20 protein-coding genes and 1 pseudogene are annotated in these 20,223 nt (G+C 66.8%); 11 read left to right on the top strand and 10 right to left on the bottom strand.

What is annotated here, in order from left to right:
* Positions 1-74 precede the first annotated feature (74 nt).
* The 9 genes and pseudogenes from VNM24_05335 (at position 75) to VNM24_05295 (ending at position 8,487) form a co-directional block, all read left to right on the top strand.
* Positions 75-719 (top strand): RraA family protein, encoded by a 645-nt coding sequence (locus VNM24_05335; protein HWQ38025.1) that lies wholly within the window; start codon positions 75-77, stop codon positions 717-719.
* Positions 719-841, top strand: a pseudogene (locus VNM24_05330) (3-oxoacyl-ACP reductase). Before VNM24_05335 ends, VNM24_05330 begins: the two are co-directional and overlap by 1 nt.
* A 183-nt stretch (positions 842-1,024) precedes the next feature.
* A complete protein-coding gene (locus tag VNM24_05325) occupies positions 1,025-1,813 on the top strand; it encodes a BPSS1780 family membrane protein (protein HWQ38024.1) in 789 nt (262 codons plus the stop codon).
* A gap of 12 nt (positions 1,814-1,825) precedes the next feature.
* The gene (locus tag VNM24_05320) at positions 1,826-2,509 is read left to right on the top strand and encodes an RDD family protein (GenBank protein ID HWQ38023.1); all 684 of its coding nucleotides are present in this window, start codon (positions 1,826-1,828) and stop codon (positions 2,507-2,509) included.
* Positions 2,506-3,489 (top strand): stage II sporulation protein M, encoded by a 984-nt coding sequence (locus tag VNM24_05315; GenBank protein ID HWQ38022.1) that lies wholly within the window; start codon positions 2,506-2,508, stop codon positions 3,487-3,489. The genes VNM24_05320 and VNM24_05315 overlap by 4 nt, the downstream gene beginning before the upstream one ends.
* Positions 3,479-4,939 carry a hypothetical protein gene (locus tag VNM24_05310; protein ID HWQ38021.1) on the top strand — a complete coding sequence of 487 codons (1,461 nt, stop codon included), beginning with the start codon at positions 3,479-3,481 and terminating at the stop codon, positions 4,937-4,939. The genes VNM24_05315 and VNM24_05310 overlap by 11 nt, the downstream gene beginning before the upstream one ends.
* Positions 4,936-6,108, top strand: coding sequence for a DUF4350 domain-containing protein (locus VNM24_05305; protein HWQ38020.1), 1,173 nt, complete (start codon positions 4,936-4,938; stop codon positions 6,106-6,108). The genes VNM24_05310 and VNM24_05305 overlap by 4 nt, the downstream gene beginning before the upstream one ends.
* The gene (locus tag VNM24_05300) at positions 6,105-7,085 is read left to right on the top strand and encodes a MoxR family ATPase (GenBank protein ID HWQ38019.1); all 981 of its coding nucleotides are present in this window, start codon (positions 6,105-6,107) and stop codon (positions 7,083-7,085) included. Before VNM24_05305 ends, VNM24_05300 begins: the two co-directional genes overlap by 4 nt.
* A gap of 94 nt (positions 7,086-7,179) precedes the next feature.
* Entirely contained in the window at positions 7,180-8,487 is a 1,308-nt protein-coding gene (locus VNM24_05295) for a DUF58 domain-containing protein (protein HWQ38018.1), read from the top strand.
* 624 nt (positions 8,488-9,111) lie between these two features.
* On the opposite strand, the gene VNM24_05290 is transcribed toward VNM24_05295, so the two are convergent.
* The 6 genes from VNM24_05290 to VNM24_05265 form a co-directional block, all read right to left on the bottom strand.
* On the bottom strand, positions 9,112-10,278 hold the full coding sequence (locus VNM24_05290; protein HWQ38017.1) for a mandelate racemase/muconate lactonizing enzyme family protein: 1,167 nt from the start codon (positions 10,276-10,278) through the stop codon (positions 9,112-9,114).
* Between the two features lie 22 nt (positions 10,279-10,300).
* Complete coding sequence (locus VNM24_05285; GenBank protein HWQ38016.1) at positions 10,301-11,077, bottom strand: SDR family oxidoreductase; 777 nt, start codon at positions 11,075-11,077, stop codon at positions 10,301-10,303.
* Positions 11,078-11,265: 188 nt separating this feature from the next.
* Positions 11,266-11,829: a hypothetical protein gene (locus VNM24_05280; protein HWQ38015.1), complete on the bottom strand. Its 564-nt coding sequence runs from the start codon at positions 11,827-11,829 to the stop codon at positions 11,266-11,268.
* A 193-nt stretch (positions 11,830-12,022) separates the two neighbouring features.
* Complete coding sequence (locus tag VNM24_05275; GenBank protein HWQ38014.1) at positions 12,023-12,523, bottom strand: GNAT family N-acetyltransferase; 501 nt, start codon at positions 12,521-12,523, stop codon at positions 12,023-12,025.
* Positions 12,520-12,942, bottom strand: coding sequence for a nuclear transport factor 2 family protein (locus tag VNM24_05270; GenBank protein HWQ38013.1), 423 nt, complete (start codon positions 12,940-12,942; stop codon positions 12,520-12,522). The genes VNM24_05275 and VNM24_05270 overlap by 4 nt, the downstream gene beginning before the upstream one ends.
* A 374-nt stretch (positions 12,943-13,316) precedes the next feature.
* Positions 13,317-13,682 carry a hypothetical protein gene (locus VNM24_05265; protein ID HWQ38012.1) on the bottom strand — a complete coding sequence of 122 codons (366 nt, stop codon included), beginning with the start codon at positions 13,680-13,682 and terminating at the stop codon, positions 13,317-13,319.
* A gap of 228 nt (positions 13,683-13,910) precedes the next feature.
* Between VNM24_05265 and egtD the strand changes: the two genes are divergently transcribed.
* Both egtD and egtB read left to right on the top strand, forming a co-directional pair.
* Positions 13,911-14,966, top strand: coding sequence for an L-histidine N(alpha)-methyltransferase (gene egtD / locus VNM24_05260; GenBank protein ID HWQ38011.1), 1,056 nt, complete (start codon positions 13,911-13,913; stop codon positions 14,964-14,966).
* Between the two features lie 35 nt (positions 14,967-15,001).
* A complete protein-coding gene (gene egtB / locus VNM24_05255) occupies positions 15,002-16,300 on the top strand; it encodes an ergothioneine biosynthesis protein EgtB (GenBank protein ID HWQ38010.1) in 1,299 nt (432 codons plus the stop codon).
* Between the two features lie 81 nt (positions 16,301-16,381).
* Here egtB and VNM24_05250 read toward each other — a convergent pair whose 3' ends face one another.
* The 4 genes from VNM24_05250 to cobA form a co-directional block, all read right to left on the bottom strand.
* The gene (locus VNM24_05250; GenBank protein ID HWQ38009.1) at positions 16,382-16,804 is read right to left on the bottom strand and encodes a RidA family protein; all 423 of its coding nucleotides are present in this window, start codon (positions 16,802-16,804) and stop codon (positions 16,382-16,384) included.
* Positions 16,805-16,924: 120 nt separating this feature from the next.
* Positions 16,925-18,013: a cytochrome D1 domain-containing protein gene (locus tag VNM24_05245; protein HWQ38008.1), complete on the bottom strand. Its 1,089-nt coding sequence runs from the start codon at positions 18,011-18,013 to the stop codon at positions 16,925-16,927.
* 228 nt (positions 18,014-18,241) lie between these two features.
* Positions 18,242-18,934 (bottom strand): Crp/Fnr family transcriptional regulator, encoded by a 693-nt coding sequence (locus VNM24_05240; protein ID HWQ38007.1) that lies wholly within the window; start codon positions 18,932-18,934, stop codon positions 18,242-18,244.
* Between the two features lie 127 nt (positions 18,935-19,061).
* Entirely contained in the window at positions 19,062-19,976 is a 915-nt protein-coding gene (gene cobA / locus VNM24_05235) for a uroporphyrinogen-III C-methyltransferase (protein ID HWQ38006.1), read from the bottom strand.
* Positions 19,977-20,223: the final 247 nt, after the last annotated feature.

Below are 20,223 nucleotides of genomic sequence, written 5' to 3'. Positions count from 1 at the left end.
GCCAAGAACATCGAATACACTCATGGCCCCTGGTTTCTCGGTGTCCTTGGTAGTTCCACAGAACATGTAAAGCAATGAATCTGACTGACAGACTGGAGAAGCTGTACACGGGGGCGGTACACGACGTGCTGCGGGCGATGGGGCACGGGCGCTGCGTGCTCCCGCCGGCGATCAAGGCGCTCGATCCGGCGAAGAAGGTGGCTGGCGAGGTGTACACGGTCAGCGGCCACATCGACCAGACGCGGGAAGCGCACGACACGCTGGTGCAATGGACCGGGCTGCTGTCGAAAGCGCCCGCCGGCAAGGTGCTGGTGTGTCAGCCCAACACGCACAGGGTCGCGCTGATGGGTGAGTTGTCCGCCGAGACCCTGCACCGCAAGGGGGTGCGCGGCTACGTAGTCGACGGCGGCTGCCGCGACGTCGAGTTCATCCTGCAACTCGGTTTCCCCGTGTTCTGCAGCTTCACCACGCCAGTCGACATCGTTGGGCGCTGGATACCCGACCGGCTCGGCGAGCCGGTGACGATCGGCGAGGTCACGGTCTGTTCCGGCGACTACATCCTCGGCGACCGCGACGGCGTCGTGGTCATCCCCGGGAAAGCCGCTCGCGAAGTCGTCGCCAGGACCGAAGAAGTGGTCCGCACCGAGAACAAGGTGCGCACCGCGATTCTGGGCGGGATGGACCCGCAGGAAGCCTACCTGAAGTACGGAAAGTTCTGATGAACAGGATCGACCTCCACAACCGTGTTGCGATCGTGACCGGAGCGGCGCGCGGACTCGGACTCGCCATCGCCGGCAAGTGCCTCGAGTCCGGCGCGGCAGTGTCCTTGTGGGATGTCGACGGCCGAGCTGTCTCCGGAAAAGCGTAAAGCCTCGGGGTCGCGCTTCTCCTTTGGCCTTGCTTCCGCTGCCATGACACCGGATTGATGCGCGCGGGACTGTCGCCGGCGATGCTTGCGCGGCATCGCCGCGCTCACTTAGGATGGCAGCCCGTCAGCCGAGCTGACTCTCGCGAGGAGCAACGCATGGCAACCGACCCTTACGCGGCACCGAAAGCGCATGTTGCCGACGTCACCATCCGCACGCCCGATGGCAGCTTCATTCCCGAGGGCCGGGGCGTCTCGGCCGGCAACGGATGGTCGTGGATCGGCCAGGCATGGGAACTGAACAGGCGGCAGCGCGGCACCTGGATCGGGCTGTTCCTTGTCTTTGTCGTGATCGTCCTCGTGCTGAGCTTCATTCCGTTCCTCGGTTCGCTGCTGCTGGCGCTGCTCACCCCGGTGTTCTACGGCGGGATCATGCTCGGCTGCGAGGCGCAGCGCACAGGCGAACGCCTGGAAGTCGGGCACCTGTTCGCCGGCTTCAAGACCCATACCGGCAAACTCGTCGCGGTCGGCGTCTTCACGCTGGTCGCGTTCATCGTGATCTTCCTGGTGCTCGCAGTGATTTTCGGCTTCAGCATGATGAGCATCATGACGGGGGGCAGCGAGCCTTCGCCCGAACAGATCCGCACGGGCATGGCCGGCGTGCTGATCGCCATGCTGATCATGGTCGGATTGAGCATCCCGATCTACATGGCGATCTGGTTTTCCACGCCGCTCATCACGCTCAACAACTTCGAGGTGGGCGCGGCCCTGAAGGCCAGCTTCTTCGCCTGCCTGAAAAATATCCTTCCGTTTCTGGTATGGGGCGCGGTGATGTTCGTGCTGGGGATCCTGGCTTCCGTCCCGTTGCTCCTCGGCTGGCTGCTGCTGGGGCCCGTCCTGCTCGCCTCGGTCTACACCGCTTACCGGGACATCTTCTACGCAGGCTGAGTTCGCCAGGCTGTGCTGGACACCGCGCGCCGCATTGCCACGCCCGAAGGCATTGAACTGACACTGCGGCTCGCGGGACCGGTTCCCCGCGCGCTCGCCTGGAGCGTTGATCTCATCCTGCGCGCGGTGCTGTTGCTGATCATCGGCATGGTCGCCGGCGCGCTGCAGAAGTTCGGCGCGGCCATCATGCTGCTCGCCGCCTTCTTTCTCGAGTGGCTCTACCCGGCGTGGTTCGAAGTCGCGTGCAGCGGCGCGACGCCGGGCAAGCGCATGCTCGGCATCAGGGTCCTGAGCGACGACGGCACGCCGGTGCGCTGGCCGGCCGCGTTGACGCGCAACCTCCTGCGCGCTGCGGATTTCCTGCCCTTCCTCTATTTTCTCGGCTTCCTGTCCATGGTCACGAGCCGTGACTTCAAGCGTCTCGGCGACCTCGCGGCCGACACGCTGGTGGTCTATCGCGAAGAACGGCCGCGCGCTCTACAGATTCCGCACGCCGAGCCGCTCGTGCCCGGCCGCGCCTTATCCATCGCCGAGCAGCGCGCAGTGCTCGACTTCGCCGAGCGTGCCGGCGGTCTCACGCCCGAGCGCGCGCAGGAACTGGCCGGGCTCGTCCCCACGCTGACCGGCGCCCGGCACGCCGAGCGGGCGGTAACCTATCTGATCGGTGTGGCCAATCACCTGGTGGGCCGCAGATGAAACAGGCGCTGTTCGAGGAGCGCTACGGGCCGCAGTGGACGCGCTTCGAGCAGTGGCTCGACCGGCGCGAGAAGCTGCGCGGCAGACAGGGCGAAGCTGCCGATGCGTTGCAGGACGCCGAAGTCCCGGCGGCATATCGTCGGCTGTGCCAGTGGCTGGCGCTGGCCCGCGAGCGCCGGTACAGCCCCGATCTCGTCGAGCATCTGAACCGGCTGGCGCTGCGCGGGCATCATGTGCTCTACGGGGCGCGCGGCGGCCAATCGGCGCGGCTATGGATGTTCCTGGCCGCCGGATTCCCGCGACTGGTGCGGGCGCAATGGCGGGTGATCCTCGCCGCGGCGGTGCTGTTCATGGGCTCGCTCGCGTTGCTGTTCGGGGTCGTGCTGAGTAAGCCGGACTTCATCATTTATCTGGTCGAGCCGGAGCACATCTCCGCCTTCCAGGAAATGTACGATCCGAAGAACCAGCGTCTCGGCATGCGCGAGGGCGAGGACAACGTGATGATGTTCGCGTTCTACATCTGGAACAACGTCAAGATCGGCTTCCAGGTGTTCGCCACCGGCGTGCTGTTCGGCATGGGCACGGTGTTCTTTTTGCTCTACAACGGCGCGCTGATCGGTGCGGTCGCAGCCTACCTGACCGGGATCGGTTACGGAGAGCCTTTCTGGTCTTTCGTATCCGGGCACAGCGCGCTGGAGCTGACGGCGATCGTCATCGCGGGCGCGGCGGGGCTGAAGCTCGGCGGCGCCGTGATCGCTCCGGGACTTCGTTCGCGCAGGACCGCACTGGTCGAGGCGGCCAGGCCGGCGGCGCGCCTCGTCTACGGTGCGGCGCTGATGTTCGTCATGGCCGCCTTCGTCGAGGGATTCTGGTCACCGCTCACGACGTTTTCGCCGTCCACCAAGTACTTGGTCGGCGCTGCGCTGTGGGCGCTCGTGCTGGCCTATTTCAGCCTGGCGGGGCGCGCCCGTGCGACTTGAGCACCTGGAGGTCGCGCTGCGGCCGCGCGCAGGATGGGAAGCGCTGGACCTCGGTTTCCAGATGGGGCGCAAGTGGTGGCGTCCTATCTGGAGCGTGTGGCTCGCGCTTTACTTGCCGGCCGCCGCGATTGCGCTGCTCCTTTTTTCCAAGCCGCTTCACGCGGTGCTCGCGCTGTGGTGGCTCAAGCCGCTGTTCGACCGCGCGGTGCTGCACGTGGCGAGCCGGGCGGTGTTCGGCGAGCCGCCGGGCGTGCGCGCCGCGCTCGCCGCGGCGCGCGACTGGTTGCACCCGGGCCTGCTGGCGGCGCTCACGCTCTACCGGTTCGATCTCGCGCGCTCGTTCGCGCTGCCGGTTTGGCAGCTCGAAAAACAGACCGGCGTCGCGGGCCAGCGCAGGCGGCGCGCGCTCGGCGGTCGCATGCGCGGCTACGCAGTATGGCTGACCGTGGTGTGCGTGCACCTGGAATGGGTCGCGATGTTCGCCCTCTACGCACTGATGCGCATGCTCGAACCGTCGATCAGCGAACTCGGTCCCGACCAAGCCGAACCGGAGCAGCTCGCTTTCTGGGAAGCGTTTGGCGGCTGGACACTCTCCGACGCGCTCTACTACTTCGCCGCTGTGTGTCTGATCGAACCGTTCTACGTCAGCGCCGGATTCTCGCTGTATCTGAACCGGCGCGCGATCCTGGAAGGCTGGGACATCGAGCTGCAGTTGCGCCGCCTGGAGGAGCGGTTGCGGCTCGGCGCGCGCGCCGCTTGCCTGGTTCTGGCTACGGCGCTGATCGCGGGCCCGGCGATTGTGGGGCCGACACCGGCGCACGCGGCCGAAAGATCCGCACAGGAAGAAATCGTGGCAGTGCTCGAAAGCCCGGAGTTCTCGCAGTACCGCGAAATCACAGGCTGGCGCTACTTGGGTGAAGAGCGGCGCAAGCAGCGGCGCTGGAACCCGTTCTGGGCGAATCTGGGCTGGTTGTTCGGCGCCGTCGCGCAACACGCGCTCTGGATCTTCGCCGCGGTCGCGCTGCTGCTGGCGCTGTTTTACCTGCCACGCTTCATTCCCGAGCCGCGCCTGCGCGCCGAAGCCTACCGGCCCCCGGCCGCGCTCTTCGGACTGGAGCTCGCACCGCAATCGCTGCCCGCGGACGTCGCAGGCAGCGCCGCGCGCCTGGCGCAGGAAGGCCGCCCGCGTGAGGCTTTGTCGCTGCTGTACCGCGGCGCGCTGTCCGCGCTCGTGCATCGTCATCATGTGGCACTGGCCGCCGGCCACACGGAAGCGGATTGCATGCGCGCCGCCCATGGGGCGCTGACGCCCACGGCCTTTGGCTACTTTGCGGAGCTGGTCCGCGTCTGGCAGAGCGCGGCCTATGCCGCCCGTACGCCGGAGGCGGCGCTGCTGCAAAGCTTGTGTGAGGGCTGGCGCGACCATTTTTCCCCGCAGGCACCGTCGTGAGCCGGCGGATTCTGATCGCGCTGCTCGTGGTCGTGCTGGGCCTGTCGGCGACAGCCTGGTTCTTGGCCAACTTCGAGCGCACGACCGCGAAAGTGCGCGTCGGTTTCCAGGGCGAGGCACGCACCAACCGCTATCTCGCGGCGCAGCGGCTGCTGCAGCGCATGGGCATTCAAGCGCAGGCCGTGAAGGCGCTGCCGGAACTGCGCGCGCTGCCGCCATCGGCCACCTTGGTATTGCCGCAGGCACGCCAGGCGATCGCACTGTGGCCGCGCGCGGAGCTGCTACGCTGGGTCGAGCAGGGCGGGCATTTGATCGTGGAAGCCGAGCCGGTGCACGAGCCCGATCCGCTGCTCGACGCGCTGGGCGTGAAACGCAGCGCGATCGAGGTTCCCGAGCCCGGAGAAAACGTAGAGGGGGCCGTGTCGCAGACCGTGGAGATCGCGCTGCCGCAAGGCGGATCGCCGGTGACCGTTCGCATGGTCCAGTCGTTTTCGGTCGACGCCGAGACGGCACTGGCGAGCTTCGGCGGGGACTACGCCACGACCCTGCTGCTGATCGAGCGCGGGCGCGGCCTGGTCACCGTGGCGAACGACCTCACCGGCATCACCAACCGTTTCATCGGCGAGCACGACCACGCCGAGTTCCTGTGGCGCCTCGTGCAATTGCATCCGGAGAGTCGCGAGGTGCTCTTCTTCCACAACCCGCGGGCGTTGTCGCTTGCCGGGTGGCTGCGCACCCATGCCTGGCCTGCCTTGAGCGCGGGGACCGCGCTGCTGCTGCTCTGGCTCTGGCGGGTCGCCCCGCGCTTGGGCCCGGCACAAGCCGATCCCGAGCGCCAGCGCAGGCGCTTGCTCGATCACCTGCGCGCGAGCGGCCGCTTCCTCTGGTCCAGCGGCGGCGGCGCGGGGTTGCTGGAAGCGGCGCGCGAAGCCTGCCTGCGCCGCGTGACCCGCGCGCATCCCGATCTGCTCGCCACACCGGAAGCGCAGCGCGAAGCGCGCCTGGTCCAACTGTTCGGGCTCGAACCCGAGCAGGCGCGTCGCCTGCTCCGCGCGCCCGGCAGCGTGCGAATGGCCGATTTTCTGCACACGATCCGCCTCTACCAGGACATTCACGAAAAACTGGCCCGGCGCACCTTGAGCCGGCGACCGACACGGAGAACGGGATGACGACCTCGATACCCGACGAGCAGTGGAAGAAAGCCGCCGACACCACGCGCGTGATCCAGGAGGAGATCGGCCGCGCGATGGTCGGACAGTCCGAGGTCGTGGAACAGGTGCTCGCGGCGCTGTTCGCGGCCGGGCACGTGCTGATCGAGGGCGTGCCCGGACTGGGCAAGACGCTGCTCGTACGCGCCCTCGCCAGGACTTTCGGCGGGCGCTTCGCGCGCATCCAGTTCACGCCCGACCTGATGCCGGCGGACGTGACCGGCCACACCCTCTACGACCAGAAGACCGGCCAGTTCACCACCCGGCGCGGCCCGGTCTTCACCCATCTGCTGCTCGCCGACGAGATCAACCGCGCACCGGCCAAGACGCAGGCCGCGCTGCTCGAGGTCATGCAGGAAGGGCAGGTCACGATCGAGGGCGTGTCGCACGCGCTGGAGCCGCCGTTCATGGTGCTCGCCACACAGAACCCGATCGAGCAGGAAGGCACCTACGCGCTGCCCGAAGCACAGCTCGACCGCTTTCTGCTCAAGGTGCGCATCGACTATCCCCCGGTCGACGAGGAGATCGCGATGGTCAGGCGCGTGGCGCTGAGCCAGGTCGGCGAACGGCTCAACGTGGAGGCGGTGCGCGCGCTGATCCAGCCCGAGCACGTGATCTGGTTGCAGCGCATGGCGGCGGCGGTGCGGATCGACGATCAGGTGATGGACTACCTGGTGCGCATCGTGCGCGCGACGCGCGCCTGGAACGGTGTGGCCGCCGGAGCCGGACCGCGCGGCGGCATCGCGCTGGCGCGGGCGGCGCGCGCCGCGGCGCTCGCGGCGGGACGCAGCTACGTCACGCCCGACGACGTCAAGCGCATGGTGCTGCCCGCCCTGCGTCATCGCGTCACCCCCGCGCCGGAAATGGAAATCGAAGGCCACACCAGCGACACGCTGCTCAAGGGCCTGCTGGAAAAAGTCGAGGCACCCCGGGTCTAGCGCTGCGAGCGCCGAAGACAAAGCGGAGATCGGATGTCACCACAAAGGCAACAAGACGCGAAGAACACACAGTGAGCAGCGCCGGCAAGTTCAGATGCTGATTCCGGCTCCGCGACTGCTCTGGCTGACGGGTGCCCTCACCGCAGGCGGCATCGCGGCCTCGATCTGGCCGGTGGCGCTGCCGGCTTGGTTCGCGGCCTGCGCTCTGCTGGGGACGGGGGTTCTCGGCGACGCCATGGCCGCGCGGCGCCTGCCACCGCTGCTCGGACGCCGCGTAATGCCGGCTTCGCTGCCCCTCGGCGTGGGCCACGAGGTGTCCTTGCGTCTGGCCAACGGCGGTGCTCGGGCGCTCGGTGTCGCGGTGCACGATCACCATCCATCGGGCGCGGAGGTCGAGGGATTGCCACGAAGGGTCACGGTCCCCGCGCGAGGCTGGGCCGAGATCAGGTACCGCTTCCGCCCGGTCCTGCGCGGCGACATGCAGTTCGGGCGAATCGAGGCACGCGTCGACTCACCCCTGCGGTTGTGGCAGCGCCACGTGCTGATCGGAGAACCGCGGGCCGCGCGCGTCTATCCGAACTTCGCGGAGCTGACCCACTTCGCGATCCTCGCCACCGACCATCGGCTGTCGCAGATCGGCCTGCTGCAACGCCGGCGGCGCGGCGAAGGGCTCGATTTCCATCAACTGCGCGAATATCGCGAGGGCGACTCGCCCCGGCAGATCGACTGGAAGGCGAGCGTGCGCATGGCCCGGCTGATTTCCCGCGAGTACCAGGACGAGCGCGATCAGCAGGTGGTGCTGATGCTCGACTGCGGCCGGCGCATGGCGGCGAAGGACGACGCGCTTTCTCACTTCGACCACGTGGTGAACGCCGCGCTGCTGCTCGCCTACGTGAGCCTGCGTCAGGGGGACGCAGTGGGACTGCTGACCATGTCGGCGGAGCCGCGCTGGATCGCGCCGCGCAAGTCGCGCGCGACCATCAACCTGATCCTGAACCGCGTCTACGACCTGCACCCGACGCTCGCGCCCACCGATTACTACAAGGCGGCGGTCGATCTCATGCAGCGCACGCGCAAGCGCGCGCTCGTGGTGATGCTGTCCAACCTGCGCGACGAGGACGACGAGGCGCTCGCGCCGGCGCTCAAGCTCCTGCATTCGCGCCACCTGGTCCTGTTCGCCTCTCTGCGCGAGAGCATTCTGTCCCGCGCGCTCGCCACGCGCGCAGACACCTTCGAGCGCGCCCTCACGCACGCGGCCACGGCCGATTACCTGCGCCGGCGCGAGCTGATCTTCCGGAGCCTGGAGCGCGGCGGTGCGGTGTGCGTGGACGTCGAGCCCGAGCGGCTGCCGATTGCGCTGGTGAACAGCTACATCGACATCAAGCGCAGCGGACGGCTCTGAAACGTTCCAAAGAGCCGCCCCCAACAACAAGGTGCAGAGGATGCCCCCTCCGCGCCGCCGCGTTGAGATCTTCGATGTCGCAGTGAGTTGGTGCCCGCTTTGGGCGTAACGCGCACCTCGCCGGAAATGGCCGGCGGGTTGCGGCACTGTGCATTCGGTCACCAAAAATCCCGGTACCGCCCTGCGATGAAGCGCCTATACTTTCAAGTGGGCTCGGGGTCCCGGTGATGATGGGTCGCGGAGCTGGTGACCAGGGGGCGGTTCTCACCGTCCCGATGCAGACGGACCCGACGGCAGCATGAGGGGTTCCGTTCGAAGTTGTCTCTGACCATTCCTGCCCGTCACGGGCAAGGGCCGCCACTTACTGTGGTATCGGCCACAACTCGGATGCGGGACCCCGACGCCTTCATCCGCTCTGGCGCAAGATGGAGGACCCGGAAGCGTCTTCTGCTGCCCTGCAAGCCGGCATTTGACAGGGGTCGATGCGGCTCCTTCCGAACGGCCGAAATACTTGAAGGCCGACGTCGTCGGAGGTGCGGGACGTGATGACTCGTGCGCAGTTGTGTCGCACCCTTTCCCTCCCCTTCTCACCCCTCACCCGGCCCGCCGGTCGCCTGAGCTCCGCTACAGACTCCTTCGCCAGTCGCCCTTCCACATCGGCAGGAACGCGCTGGGATCGAAGGGATGGCTCATCGCCGCCTCGGGCACGAAGCGGCCGACGCCCAGGCCCGGCAGCGGCGACAGATCGTAACCGCCGTTCCTGGGACGCGGCGGGTGCTCGACCAGCTCGAAACGCCACGGTGGCGAAAACTCGCAGAACGACTCCTGCATGACGAAGTTGGTGGTGCAGGCATCGAGCTGCAGCGCGGCGGCGGTGGCCACTGGGCCGAACGGATTGTGGAAGGACACCGGGATATAGGCCGCGTCGGCGATCGCGGCGATTTTCTTTGCTTCCAGGATGCCGCCCACGTGAATCGGGTCCGGCTGCAGCACGCTGACTTCGTTGGTGGCGAGCAGCGCTTGCAGGTGGTACTTCGTGTAGCAGCGCTCTCCGGTGGCGAGGCGGGTGCGGATCGAGCGCCCGACCTTGGCCAGCGCTTGAACGTTCTCCGGGTCGCAGGGCTCTTCCATCCAGTAGATCCGGCAGGGCTCCAGCGCCTGCGCGATGGCAATCGCCGAGCCGGGGCTGAAGCGGCCGTGACAATCGATCAGAACGTCGACCTCCGGGCCGACCGCGTCGCGCGTGCAAGCCACCATCTCCACCGCCGAGCCGATCAGCTTCGCGTCCGGATCGCGGCCGGCATTGGCGAACGGATCGAGCTTCAGTCCGCGATAACCCTTGCGCGCGACTTCGGTCGCCGCGCGGCCGATCTCCGCGAGGCTCGCGCCCGCCCCATACCAGGCATTGGCATAGGCCGGAATGCGATCGCGCACCATCCCGCCCAGCAGGTCGTACACCGGGCGGTCCAGCGCCTTGCCGACGATGTCCCACAGCGCCATCTCGATGGCGCCGATGGCCGAATTGAGGATCGGCCCGCCGCGCGCGAACTCGTTGCGGAACATCTCCTGCCACAACCACTCGATGCGAAACGCCGACTGGCCGACGACCACCCTGTGCGCGAGCTGCCGGATGGCCGCTTCCACCGCCTGCGGCTGAAACTCGCAGGTGCCTTCGCCGATGCCGTCCAGGCCCTCGTCGGTGAACACATGAGCGAACACCCAGTTGCACCACCTGGCGCCCACGATGTAGGTGTCGATCCGGGTCACTCTGCAGTCGCGTCGCTTGCTCATCGGTCGGTTGCCTCGCGCACGTTCAGTCCTTGTCCAGTCCGCCGCTCACGTTGAGCCGGGCCGCGGTCATGTACTCCGGCGCGTCGCACAGCATCCACTCGACCGTCGCGGCCATCTCCTCCGGCGTGCTGCGCCGGCCGAGCGGGATGCGGGCCGTGCGCTCCGCGCGGAAGCACTCCAGATCCTCGCGCCCCTCGAGCCGGCAGAAGATCTCCTCGGTGCGCAGCTGCAGCGGCGTGTCCATCATGCCGGGAGACAGGCTGTTCACGAGGATGCCGTGTCCGGCCAGCGCCACGGCGGCGCTGCGCGTGAGAGAATCGACCGCGGCCTTGGTCGCGGCGTAAGCCGCGTAGTCGGGCAGCGCCATGCGCGCGGCCGCCGAGGTGATGTTGACGATGCGCCCGCCGCCGGTCTTGCGCATTTCGCGAGCTGCGGCGGCCATGGCCAGCGCAACGGCGCGGACATTGACAAGCAACGCGCGCTCCCAGGCTTCGGCGCTCATCTCGAGAAACGCTTCCGCGGGCGCCGCGACGGCGCCATTGACCAGCGCGTCGATGCGCCCTGCCGCGCGCACCGTCTCGTCGATCATCTCGGCCGGACCATCGCGTGTGGCGAGATCGACTACGATCGGCAGCCCCGCACGGCCGGCACGGCCACAGTCTGCGGCGACCGCGGCGGCTTGCCCGGCATTGACGTCGACCACGGCGACGATCCAGCCGCGCGCGGCCATGCGCCGGCATACCGCCTCCCCGAGTCCCTGAGCGCCGCCGGTGACGGCGACGACCTTGGGTGTGGTCAACGATTCCCCCCTCGCGCGACTGCGCGCCCTGGGCCGCGGCCTCGTGGATTATCGATCGATGCGCCGGGGCGTCGAGATTCTAGGCGCGGCGCAGGGCCGCGGCAATCGCCGCGAGTGCGCATCGATCCCCGCGCGGCGAGCACGCCGGAGCGCTGCGCTCGCGGATGATCGCTCTTGGCGCAATCGGGCTATCGGTCGAAGTACGAGTAGACGAATGGCGCCAGGATGGCCAGACCGACCAGGATCGCCGCCACGTCCGCCGCAAAGGACGCGAGCATCGCCAGGGGCGAGAGGATGAAGAGCGCCACGAGGATCCATGGAATCCGGGGCGCCGTGCCAAGGTCCACGCCCGTCGTGTTCCAGAACCATGACGCGAATGCACTCTGCGGCGGCCTGGCGCGACGTCCGAGCGCGCGCGCCAGCGCCCGGTTCTCGAGCCATGAGAAGAAAACGTACGCCTGGACAAACAGCGAGCCGACGAGCACGAATGGAGCCAAAAGGACCGCCGGCAGCGCGAGATGCCGGTGCAGGTCGCCGAAAAACACCACAGGCGCCGCGGCGCACAGCGCGCTGATCAACAGGATCAGCAGGCCGGCCGGAAACACCAGCCGCTTCCGGTCGAGGACGTAGAGGCGAAACGCTTTTCCTTCCCGGAAACGTCCCGCGAGATTCGCCGCTTCGTTCAGCGTCCGGACCGGCAGCACATAGACGATCCAGTGCTGCGTCGAGTGCTTCTGGCTTGGAGTCGGCATAGGAAAAACTCCGCTGCGCAAGACAACTCAAGCATACAAAACCGCGAGCGGAAATGCCGCAAGAATTTCGCGCGCCATCGCCGCTCGCTGTCGCGAACCGGCGACAAGCGGGCATTCCCTGATCTTGCCGCTCGACGTGCGCCCATTCAAGCCGGGACCGGCGGTCTGCCAGGCGCCACGCGGACCGGACGCGTCATACGTGGCGCCCCGCAATGACGACGTCGCGTTCGATGCCGTCCAGTACCGCCACCCTCGGCAACAGGCCCCAGCGCTCAAAACCGAATTTCGCAAACAAAACGAGGCTGGGCGCGTTGTGCGCGAAGATGAATCCCAGCAGGTTGTGGAGCCCGAGCGATGGCGCATGAGCGATCGCTTCGCAGAGAAGAAGCGTGCCGCGGCCCTGTCTTCGGTGCGCCTCGTGAACGTAGAGGCTGATCTCCGCCGTCCTGTCGTACGCCGGGCGCCCGTAGAACGAGGAAAAGCTCAACCACGCGGCAACGTGGCCGTCCACCTCGACCACCCAGAGCGGTCGACGGTCCGCCTGGTGGTCGTTGAACCAAGCGATCCGGCTTTCCACGGATACCGGCTCGATGTCCGCGGTGACCTGGCGCGATGGGATCGTCGAGTTGTAGATCTCGACGATCTGAGGCAGATCCTCCCGCTTTGCCACTCTGTGCGCAGTCGTGCGCGTCACTCGAAATCCTCAGAGGGCCGGCATTCGGCGGCCAGCGGCGCGCGAGTCACGCTACCGTGCGCCCCGAGCGGGCCGAAGAAGCCGATGATGCGTTCAATCTTCGTGCCGTCCGCCGAAACGAACGCGATGTCCAGGCCTTCCGGCAGGGCCGTGCCATCGGCCTGGAGGACATGCCAGGCAAAGCGCACGACGCGGTGATGTTCGTCGAGTTCGCTGGTACGAACGACCTTCGCGCCCGGCCGACGCGCCTGCACCCTGGCGATGTGCGACAGGAGTTCCTCCACGCCGGCAGCATGCACCGTTGGGTCGGTATAGGTCGCGTTTGGAGCCCATACCGACGCGAGCAATTCCGCGCGGCGATGCGGGTCCGGTTCAGACCAGGCCTCGCAGTAGCGATCGATGACTGCTGCACGATCCACGTTGCACTCGAACGCAGACTGCCTGGCGGTTTCATTGGGATTCATTGGAGCGCGCACCTGCCCGACCGATAACATGAGACCCGATAGGATAGCCCGGCCGCCTGGGCCGGAGTCCCTGGGGGCCGAACGGCGTGGGCGGTTTGCCCGGCGCGAAGATCCGGTACTCCTCCATCGTGCTCAAGCCGCGAAGCGGCCTTCGATCAGTCCGGCTGCCGGTAATGACCCAACTCGATCAGCGCGCTCAGATTGTCCCACTCCGCGCAGGCTTCGGCGATCTGCCCGGACTGCGGCCGATAGATGCAAAGGTAACGGGCCTTTGAGCACCCGGCCCGGCGGCAACGGGCCCATCGGGCCGCGCTGCGTGCCGCTGAACGTCATGAGCGCCGCAACCTTGTCGTCTTCGGCCACCAGCAGTTCGATCCACTCGCGGGCGTCGGTAAACACCCTCGGCTCGCTCCGCAGATAGTCCTTGAGCGCCTCGCGGCTGGTGACCGGCGGATCGCCGGCCGGGCCGGGGAGATTTCGGCCAGCTGCTCGGCGACCCACTTCGCCAACGCGCCGGCGGCGGGATCGATGCGCACATAGGCGGCGGTATCGCAGGCCACCACGCGCGCCAGTACGGTGGTGAGGCGCGCAGGGAAAGTCCCCGCATCGCGATGGCGGTACAGATCGTAGAGCGCGCTCAGGATCACGTCGACGGTCTTGCCGGAAGGCAGGGCATTCCGTATCTGCGTCACCATACGCGGCACCGTCCGGAAGCGAAATACGCCAGGTGGCGTAGTTTATCGCTGCGCCGCTTGCCGTATTGGTCCGCCATGTGGCGGGCCCGATCATGAGCCGAGCCGCAATCGAAGCCGGGCCCGAAAACATCCCGCGTGAAAAGGCAGAACGCGAACACAGCGCGACCCCGAAGGTCTACCATGTATCGGCAGGCAGCCTCGCACCAGCGATTTGCTTCGGGAGCCCCCATGACGAACACAAGAAAATGGCTGGGAGGAGTGCGCCGCATCGCGGCGCAGCACGAGCAGCGCCATGTCCCGGGCGATGACCCCGGCGCAGCGGCCGCCGCCGCGCCGCGAGATTATCGGCATCCGAGCGTGCCGGGAGGCTACCCCGGCGCGCGAGTAGAGCTCCATGCCGCGCTGCTCGCGAGCGCGCCCTTCATTCCTTCGAAGTACTTCTACGATCCGCTGGGCTCCAGGCTGTTCGAAGCGATCACGCGGCTTCCGGAGTATTACCTCACGCGGGTGGAGACCGGCATCTTTTCGCGTTACGCCCAGCAGATCGGCAGGATCACGGGCCGCGGCGCAACGCTGATCGACCTCGGCGCCGGCAATTGCGAAAAGGCAAAGCGGCTGTTCGGCGTGTTGCAGCCCGCGCAGTACGTGGCGGTCGACCTCTCGACCGAATACCTGCGCGAGGCGCTGAACAGCATGCGGTACCTGTTCTCCGGAATGGAAATGCTGGCGCTCGCGCTGGATCTGTCGGGGCCGTTCTCCCTGCCCGACGCGGTTCGGGCCCGCAAGCGGCTGTTCTTCTACCCCGGTTCGTCGATCGGGAACTTCACGCCGGAACAGGCGCATGCGTTTCTCGCGGCGGTGCGGTCGCAGTGCGACGAGGACGGCGCCATTCTGATCAGCGTCGATCTGGTCAAGGACAAGGCGGTGCTGGATGCGGCCTACGATGACGCCCTCGGCGTGACGGCGGCGTTCAATCTCAACGTACTCGAACACGTCAACGCGCTGCTCGGTTCGGATTTCGACTTCAGGGACTGGCGGCACGTGGCGTTCTTCAACGAGCCTGCGTCGCGCGTGGAAATGCACCTCGAGGCCAAGCGCGGCGTTTCGGTCACCTGGCCGGGCGGGGGGCGCGACTTCGAGCGGGGCGAACGCATTCACACCGAAAACAGCTACAAGTACCGCTTGCGCGACTTCGAGGTGATGCTGACGCGGGCCGGGTTTCGCGACCTCATCGCGTGGACCGACGAAAAGCAGTGGTACGCAGTGTGTTACGCACGGGCGTGAGGGGCGGGGCCGTCTTCTCCAAAACGGACAGCGACATGAACGATCCAGGCAGACCCGATCCAGCCCGCGACCGGTCGCGGAATCCGCCGCCGAAGCGGGCGCGCGCCGGAGCGGATGCGGACTTCGCCGCGGTGCGGGCCCGAACGCTCGCGCTCGCCGAGCCGCTGTCCGAGGAGGATTGCTGCGTGCAGTCGATGCCCGACGCGAGCCCGGTCAAGTGGCATCTCGCGCACACGACGTGGTTTTTCGAGACGTTCATCCTCGAGAAGTACGAGCGTCCGTTCCGGCCGTTCAATCCGGCCTTCCGGGTACTGTTCAACTCCTACTACAACGGCGTGGGCGAAAAACATCCGCGCCCTCAGCGCGGATTGCTGACCCGCCCGGCGCTCCACGAAGTGCACGCCTATCGCGCGGACGTCGACGCGCGCATGGCGGCGTTGCTCGCGGCGCGGGGCGAGGACCGTGAGTTGCGCCTGCTGACCACGCTCGGCCTGAATCACGAGCAGCAGCACCAGGAACTGATTCTCACGGACGTGAAGCATCTACTCTCGATGAATCCGCTGAAGCCCGCCTACCTCCGGCGCACGAGCGCCTCGCCGGCGCGCGCTGCGCCCTTGGAGTGGCTGGAGTTCGAAGGCGGAGTCGTCGAAATCGGCCACGACGGCAACGGTTTCTGCTTCGACAACGAGCTGCCGCGCCACAAGCAGTATCTGCATCCTTACCGGCTCGCCTCGCGTCTGGTGACGAACGGCGAGTACTTGAGGTTCGTCGAAGACGGCGGTTACGGCAATCCGCTGCTATGGCTGTCCGAAGGCTGGGATTGGGTGCAGGCCAATGCCGTGGAGCACCCGATGTACTGGATGCGCGAAGGCGCGGCTTGGACCGAGTTCACGCTGAACGGCGTGCGCCCACTCGATCCGGACCTGCCCGTGGCTCATGTCTCGTATTTCGAAGCCGATGCCTGCGCCCGCTGGGCCGGCGCACGCCTGCCCACCGAAGCCGAGTGGGAGCACGCCGCCGGTTCGCTCCCGGTGACCGGCAACCTCGCCGGCGCCGAGGCGTTGCATCCACGCCCAGCGACCGGTCCCGGGCTGCAGCAGATCTTCGGCGACGCGTGGGAGTGGACGCAGTCGAGCTATGCGCCCTATCCGGGATATCGGGCGCCCGCCGGGGCGATCGGCGAATACAACGGCAAGTTCATGGTGAACCAGTACGTGCTGCGCGGCGGCTCCTGTGCCACGCCCGACGATCACATCCGCGCGACCTATCGCAACTTCTTTCCCGCGGCCGCACGCTGGCAGTTCTCCGGCGTGCGCCTCGCCCGCGATCTCTGATCTACGGTCCCGGAGAAATTCGACACCCCGACGCCTCTGCGTCGAGTGTCGGTATCGCCTGCTGTCCGAAACCGTTATCGCTCAGGCCAGCCTGGCCCGGGCTTCGTCGATGACGGCGAGCGCTTCGACTTCGATCAGCAGCCCATCCATGACCAGCGCGTCGATTCCGATCATGGTGCTGGCCGGCGGATTGGCCTGATTCACGTACTTGTTGCGCACCTCGGTGATGAGCGCCCTGTTCTCCGGCTTGAGCCCGACGACGTAGTGAGTGAGCTTCACCACGTCGTTGAAGCTGCCGCCGGCTTCCTCGAGGATGATGCGGATGTTCTCGAACACCTGCTGCGTCTGCGCGCGCAGATCGCCCTTGCCGACGAGGCTGCCGTCCTTGTCGAGGGCGATCTGGCCGCTGACATGAACCGTGACGCCGCCCTGGGTGGCCGCGGCATGAGAGAACGCGCCGATCCTGCGCACGTTCGCCGGATTGATGAATGCCCTTTTCGCCATTTTTCCTCCTCCAGAAGGTTTGTACGCGTTGCGCTCCTCCGCGATCTTCGCGTCCCGCTACTGTGAAAACGAAAAGAGCCTCGCAGCCGAGGCTCTTTGCGAATCACGGCAAGCTGGCGCTCAGGGCACATCGAGGCTGCCGATCGCCTTGGGATAAGTCACAATGCCCCACGGCATCTTCTTGTCCGCGATGCGCTTGACCGGCTCCAGGGTTTTCGCGTCGATCACGACCACTTCGTTCGAGCGCCCGCAAGCCACCAGAATGTGGCTGTCGTCCGGGGTGAACGTGAAATGCCAGCAGCGATCGCCGGTGGGAACGTTCCTGATCGGCTCGAAGGTTTTCGCATCGAACACCTGGAGGGCCTTGCCTTTGGCCAGGGCGACGAACAGGCGCTCGCCGCTGCGATCGAAAGCCAGCCCGTAGGGCACCTCGCCGGTCGGCACCACTTTCACGACGTCGAAATCCTTGTCGAGCACGACCAGCTTGTTGGAAAACTCCAGGCTGGCGACGTAGCCGCTGCCGTCCGGGATCATCTTGATGCCGCGCGGCCGGTTGCCGTATTCCTTGGTGCTGATCTTCTTCACCAGCCTGCCGGTGGCGATCTCGTGCACCGAGAGATTCTCGTCGGCCTCGTTGGTGACGATGATCAGCTTGCCGTCGGCGGAGAACTCGATGCCCTCGGTTTCCATCCCGCCCGTGATCGCGCGAATCACCTTGCCTTTCTTCAGGTCCACCACGGCAATCTTGGCGGGCTCGGCATCTTCTTCTTCGCGCGCTTCGGCCAGCGCCCTTGCCTCTTCCGAGCCGGGCTTGGGCGGCGGGCCGCCGACGGCCGCCGGTTCGAAGGAGACGAACGCATAATTGCCGCGAATGCGGACGAACTCCGGGTTCTTGCCGATCGGGATGCGCTTGAGGAGCCTGCCGCTCGCCCGGTCGATGACCGAGATATCGCCGGCTTCTCCGTTGGCGGTGACCAGCAACTTGCCGTCCGCGGTGACTCCGATCCCGCGCGGTCCCTCCGCACCGACCTTGAATTCCGTAACCGTTTCCAGCGTGTCCAGATCGATGACGGTCACATCACCATTCTGGTTACTGACGTAAGCCATTCCCCTGCCGCCGTCCGCGGCGAGCGCGGGCATACACGCCAGACACGCAAGAGCGAGTAACGCGCCAGGACTCCACGGGCGCTTGGCAGTGACGATCGTCATCGATTCTCTCCTCCTTTGTCAGTTCAGGGCTCGACCGGATATCGCAGGTATCGATTCCATTAGAAGCGCACACGCCACCAAAGTTTGCGCCCGGTCCCTGCAACCGGGAAAAATTCCCGTCCGCGCGCAGCCGCACCGGCAGCGAAAAGCGGAGGATAGCGGGGGCTGGCGCCCGGCTCAACACGAGCGGCAGATTGCCGCGCGCCAGTCAGCGCGTGAACGGCGCGGCTAGCCGTCGTAGGCGCGCAGCCGGTCGACGTCGAGAATGCGCACCGTGCGGCCATCCACCACTATGAGGCGCGCCTCGGTCAGCTCGTGCAGTACGCGCGAGAAATGTTCTGGGGTGATGTTGAGCCGCGAAGCGATGACCGACTTGCTCGCAGGCAATGTCACCGCCAGCGATCGTTCAGAATCGCCGTGCTCGTGATCGGGGCGCAGCAGATAGCCGATCACGCGCTGCGCGGCCGAGCGCAGGGAGTAGGCCTCTACGTCGCTCACCAGCTGATGCAGCCGGCGGCTCAGCCCCGCGATCACCCGCCGCGCGAACTTCGGGTCGCGCTCGATCTCCTCGAACACCACTTCCTTGGCCACGTGCAGCAGCATCGAGTCGGTCAGCGCCTGACCGGTCACGACGTAGGGCTTTTCGAGGAACATCACCGCCTCACCGAAGCTCTGCCCGGGACCCATGATCTCGATCACCTTCTCGTCGCCCTGCGGCGTGACGAAGAGAAGTTTGACCTGGCCGTAGACAACGATGTGGAAACCGCGGCAGGGGTCACCCTTCTGAAACAGCACGTCGCCGCGCTTGACGCGCACTTCGCGCGTCCCAGACGCGATGCGATCGATCTCTTCCGCGCCCAGCTCCCGGAACAGCGGAAGATTGTTCAGGAAAGCCTGAGTCTTGATCGGAACGGTCAGCATGCTGCTTCCAACGCTTCGAGCCCGCGCGGTCCGTCTGTCATTATGCGGCGATCCGCGCGCAACCGGAATCGCGCGCATGGTCCTCCTCGGCGGAGTCGATCCGGCGCGAACGACCGCAGGCCGGATTCTAGGCCACCCGCGTCAGCCGATCTTCCGGGGACGACTCGGGCACCGGTTGCCCGCTGTCGCCGTACCACGCGAGCTGCTCGCGCAACTTCACGACTTCGCCCACGACGATCAGCACCGGCGGGCGCAATTCCGCTGCCGCGACCCGCCGCGGCAACGTGCGCAGATCGCCCGACACCACGCGCTGATGCGCGGTGGTGCCGCGTTCGATCGCTGCGGCAGGGGTCGAGCCGGGAAGCCCGTGGGCCGCAAGCTGCGCGCAGATCGCCTCCAGGCCGGCGAGCCCCATGTAGATCACCACGGTCTGGCGCGGGCGCGCCAGCGCCAGCCAGTCGAGGTTGACGCTGCCGTCCTGCAGGTGGCCGGTGACGAAAACGACCGACTGTGCATGGTCGCGGTGCGTCAACGGGATCCCCGCGTAACAGGACACGCCGCAGGCCGAGGTCACACCGGGTACCACCTGGAAGTCGATGCCCAGCGCTGCCAGTTGCTCGAGCTCCTCGCCGCCACGGCCGAAGATGAACGGATCGCCCCCCTTGAGCCGCACGACGCATTTTCCGGCGGACGCGAACTGCACCAGCAACTCGTTGATGCGCGGCTGCGGAAGGGTGTGGCGGCCGGACTCCTTGCCGACGTAGATGAGCTGCGCATCGGCACGCGCCAACGCCACGATCTCTTTCGCCACGAGATGATCGTAGAGAACGACGTCGGCCCGCCGGATGGCGCGCAGCGCCTTCAGGGTCAGCAGCTCCGGGTCGCCGGGGCCGGCACCGACCAGCAGCACGCAGCCGGACGAACGACGCCCGCGGCTCGCAAAGCCGAGCGAAGCGGTCGGAAAAGGCGAAGGCGATGACACCGCGTCCGCCTTCCCGGGGTCGGGCAATCCTCCGTCGTGAATGGTCATCCGCTGGTCCACCGCCGGTGCCTCGTTGATCGCACTGTAACCGCGCGGCAGCACCCCTCGGCTTGATTTGAATCAAGGATGACCACGTTTTCATCGCGACAATGTATCGCGCAACGGCACGGCAAATTCTGAAACCCGGCAAACGGAGGTCGAAATGCAATCCGCCCGCATCCTGACTGCGTGCAGCACGGCGTTACTGGTCCTGTGGCTGGCAGCGGGGAGAGTCGGCGCCGACGAGGAAAAGGAAAAGCACGGCGAG

Source organism: Burkholderiales bacterium, assembly GCA_035560005.1.
Lineage (GTDB): Bacteria > Pseudomonadota > Gammaproteobacteria > Burkholderiales > Eutrophovitaceae > DASRFY01.
This window is presented reverse-complemented; position numbering and strand designations above follow the sequence as displayed.

What these genes read in the sequence shown, in the direction of transcription:
- VNM24_05335 (HWQ38025.1), top strand. Translation starts at nt 75, where the DNA reads ATGAATCTGACTGACAGACTGGAGAAGCTGTACACGGGGGCGGTACAC.
- VNM24_05325 (HWQ38024.1), top strand. Translation starts at nt 1,025, where the DNA reads ATGGCAACCGACCCTTACGCGGCACCGAAAGCGCATGTTGCCGACGTC.
- VNM24_05315 (HWQ38022.1), top strand. Translation starts at nt 2,506, where the DNA reads ATGAAACAGGCGCTGTTCGAGGAGCGCTACGGGCCGCAGTGGACGCGC.
- VNM24_05300 (HWQ38019.1), top strand. Translation starts at nt 6,105, where the DNA reads ATGACGACCTCGATACCCGACGAGCAGTGGAAGAAAGCCGCCGACACC.
- VNM24_05295 (HWQ38018.1), top strand. Translation starts at nt 7,180, where the DNA reads ATGCTGATTCCGGCTCCGCGACTGCTCTGGCTGACGGGTGCCCTCACC.
- VNM24_05290 (HWQ38017.1), bottom strand. Translation starts at nt 10,278, where the DNA reads ATGAGCAAGCGACGCGACTGCAGAGTGACCCGGATCGACACCTACATC.
- VNM24_05280 (HWQ38015.1), bottom strand. Translation starts at nt 11,829, where the DNA reads ATGCCGACTCCAAGCCAGAAGCACTCGACGCAGCACTGGATCGTCTAT.
- VNM24_05265 (HWQ38012.1), bottom strand. Translation starts at nt 13,682, where the DNA reads ATGGTGACGCAGATACGGAATGCCCTGCCTTCCGGCAAGACCGTCGAC.
- egtD (HWQ38011.1), top strand. Translation starts at nt 13,911, where the DNA reads ATGACGAACACAAGAAAATGGCTGGGAGGAGTGCGCCGCATCGCGGCG.
- egtB (HWQ38010.1), top strand. Translation starts at nt 15,002, where the DNA reads ATGAACGATCCAGGCAGACCCGATCCAGCCCGCGACCGGTCGCGGAAT.
- VNM24_05250 (HWQ38009.1), bottom strand. Translation starts at nt 16,804, where the DNA reads ATGGCGAAAAGGGCATTCATCAATCCGGCGAACGTGCGCAGGATCGGC.
- VNM24_05245 (HWQ38008.1), bottom strand. Translation starts at nt 18,013, where the DNA reads ATGACGATCGTCACTGCCAAGCGCCCGTGGAGTCCTGGCGCGTTACTC.
- VNM24_05240 (HWQ38007.1), bottom strand. Translation starts at nt 18,934, where the DNA reads ATGCTGACCGTTCCGATCAAGACTCAGGCTTTCCTGAACAATCTTCCG.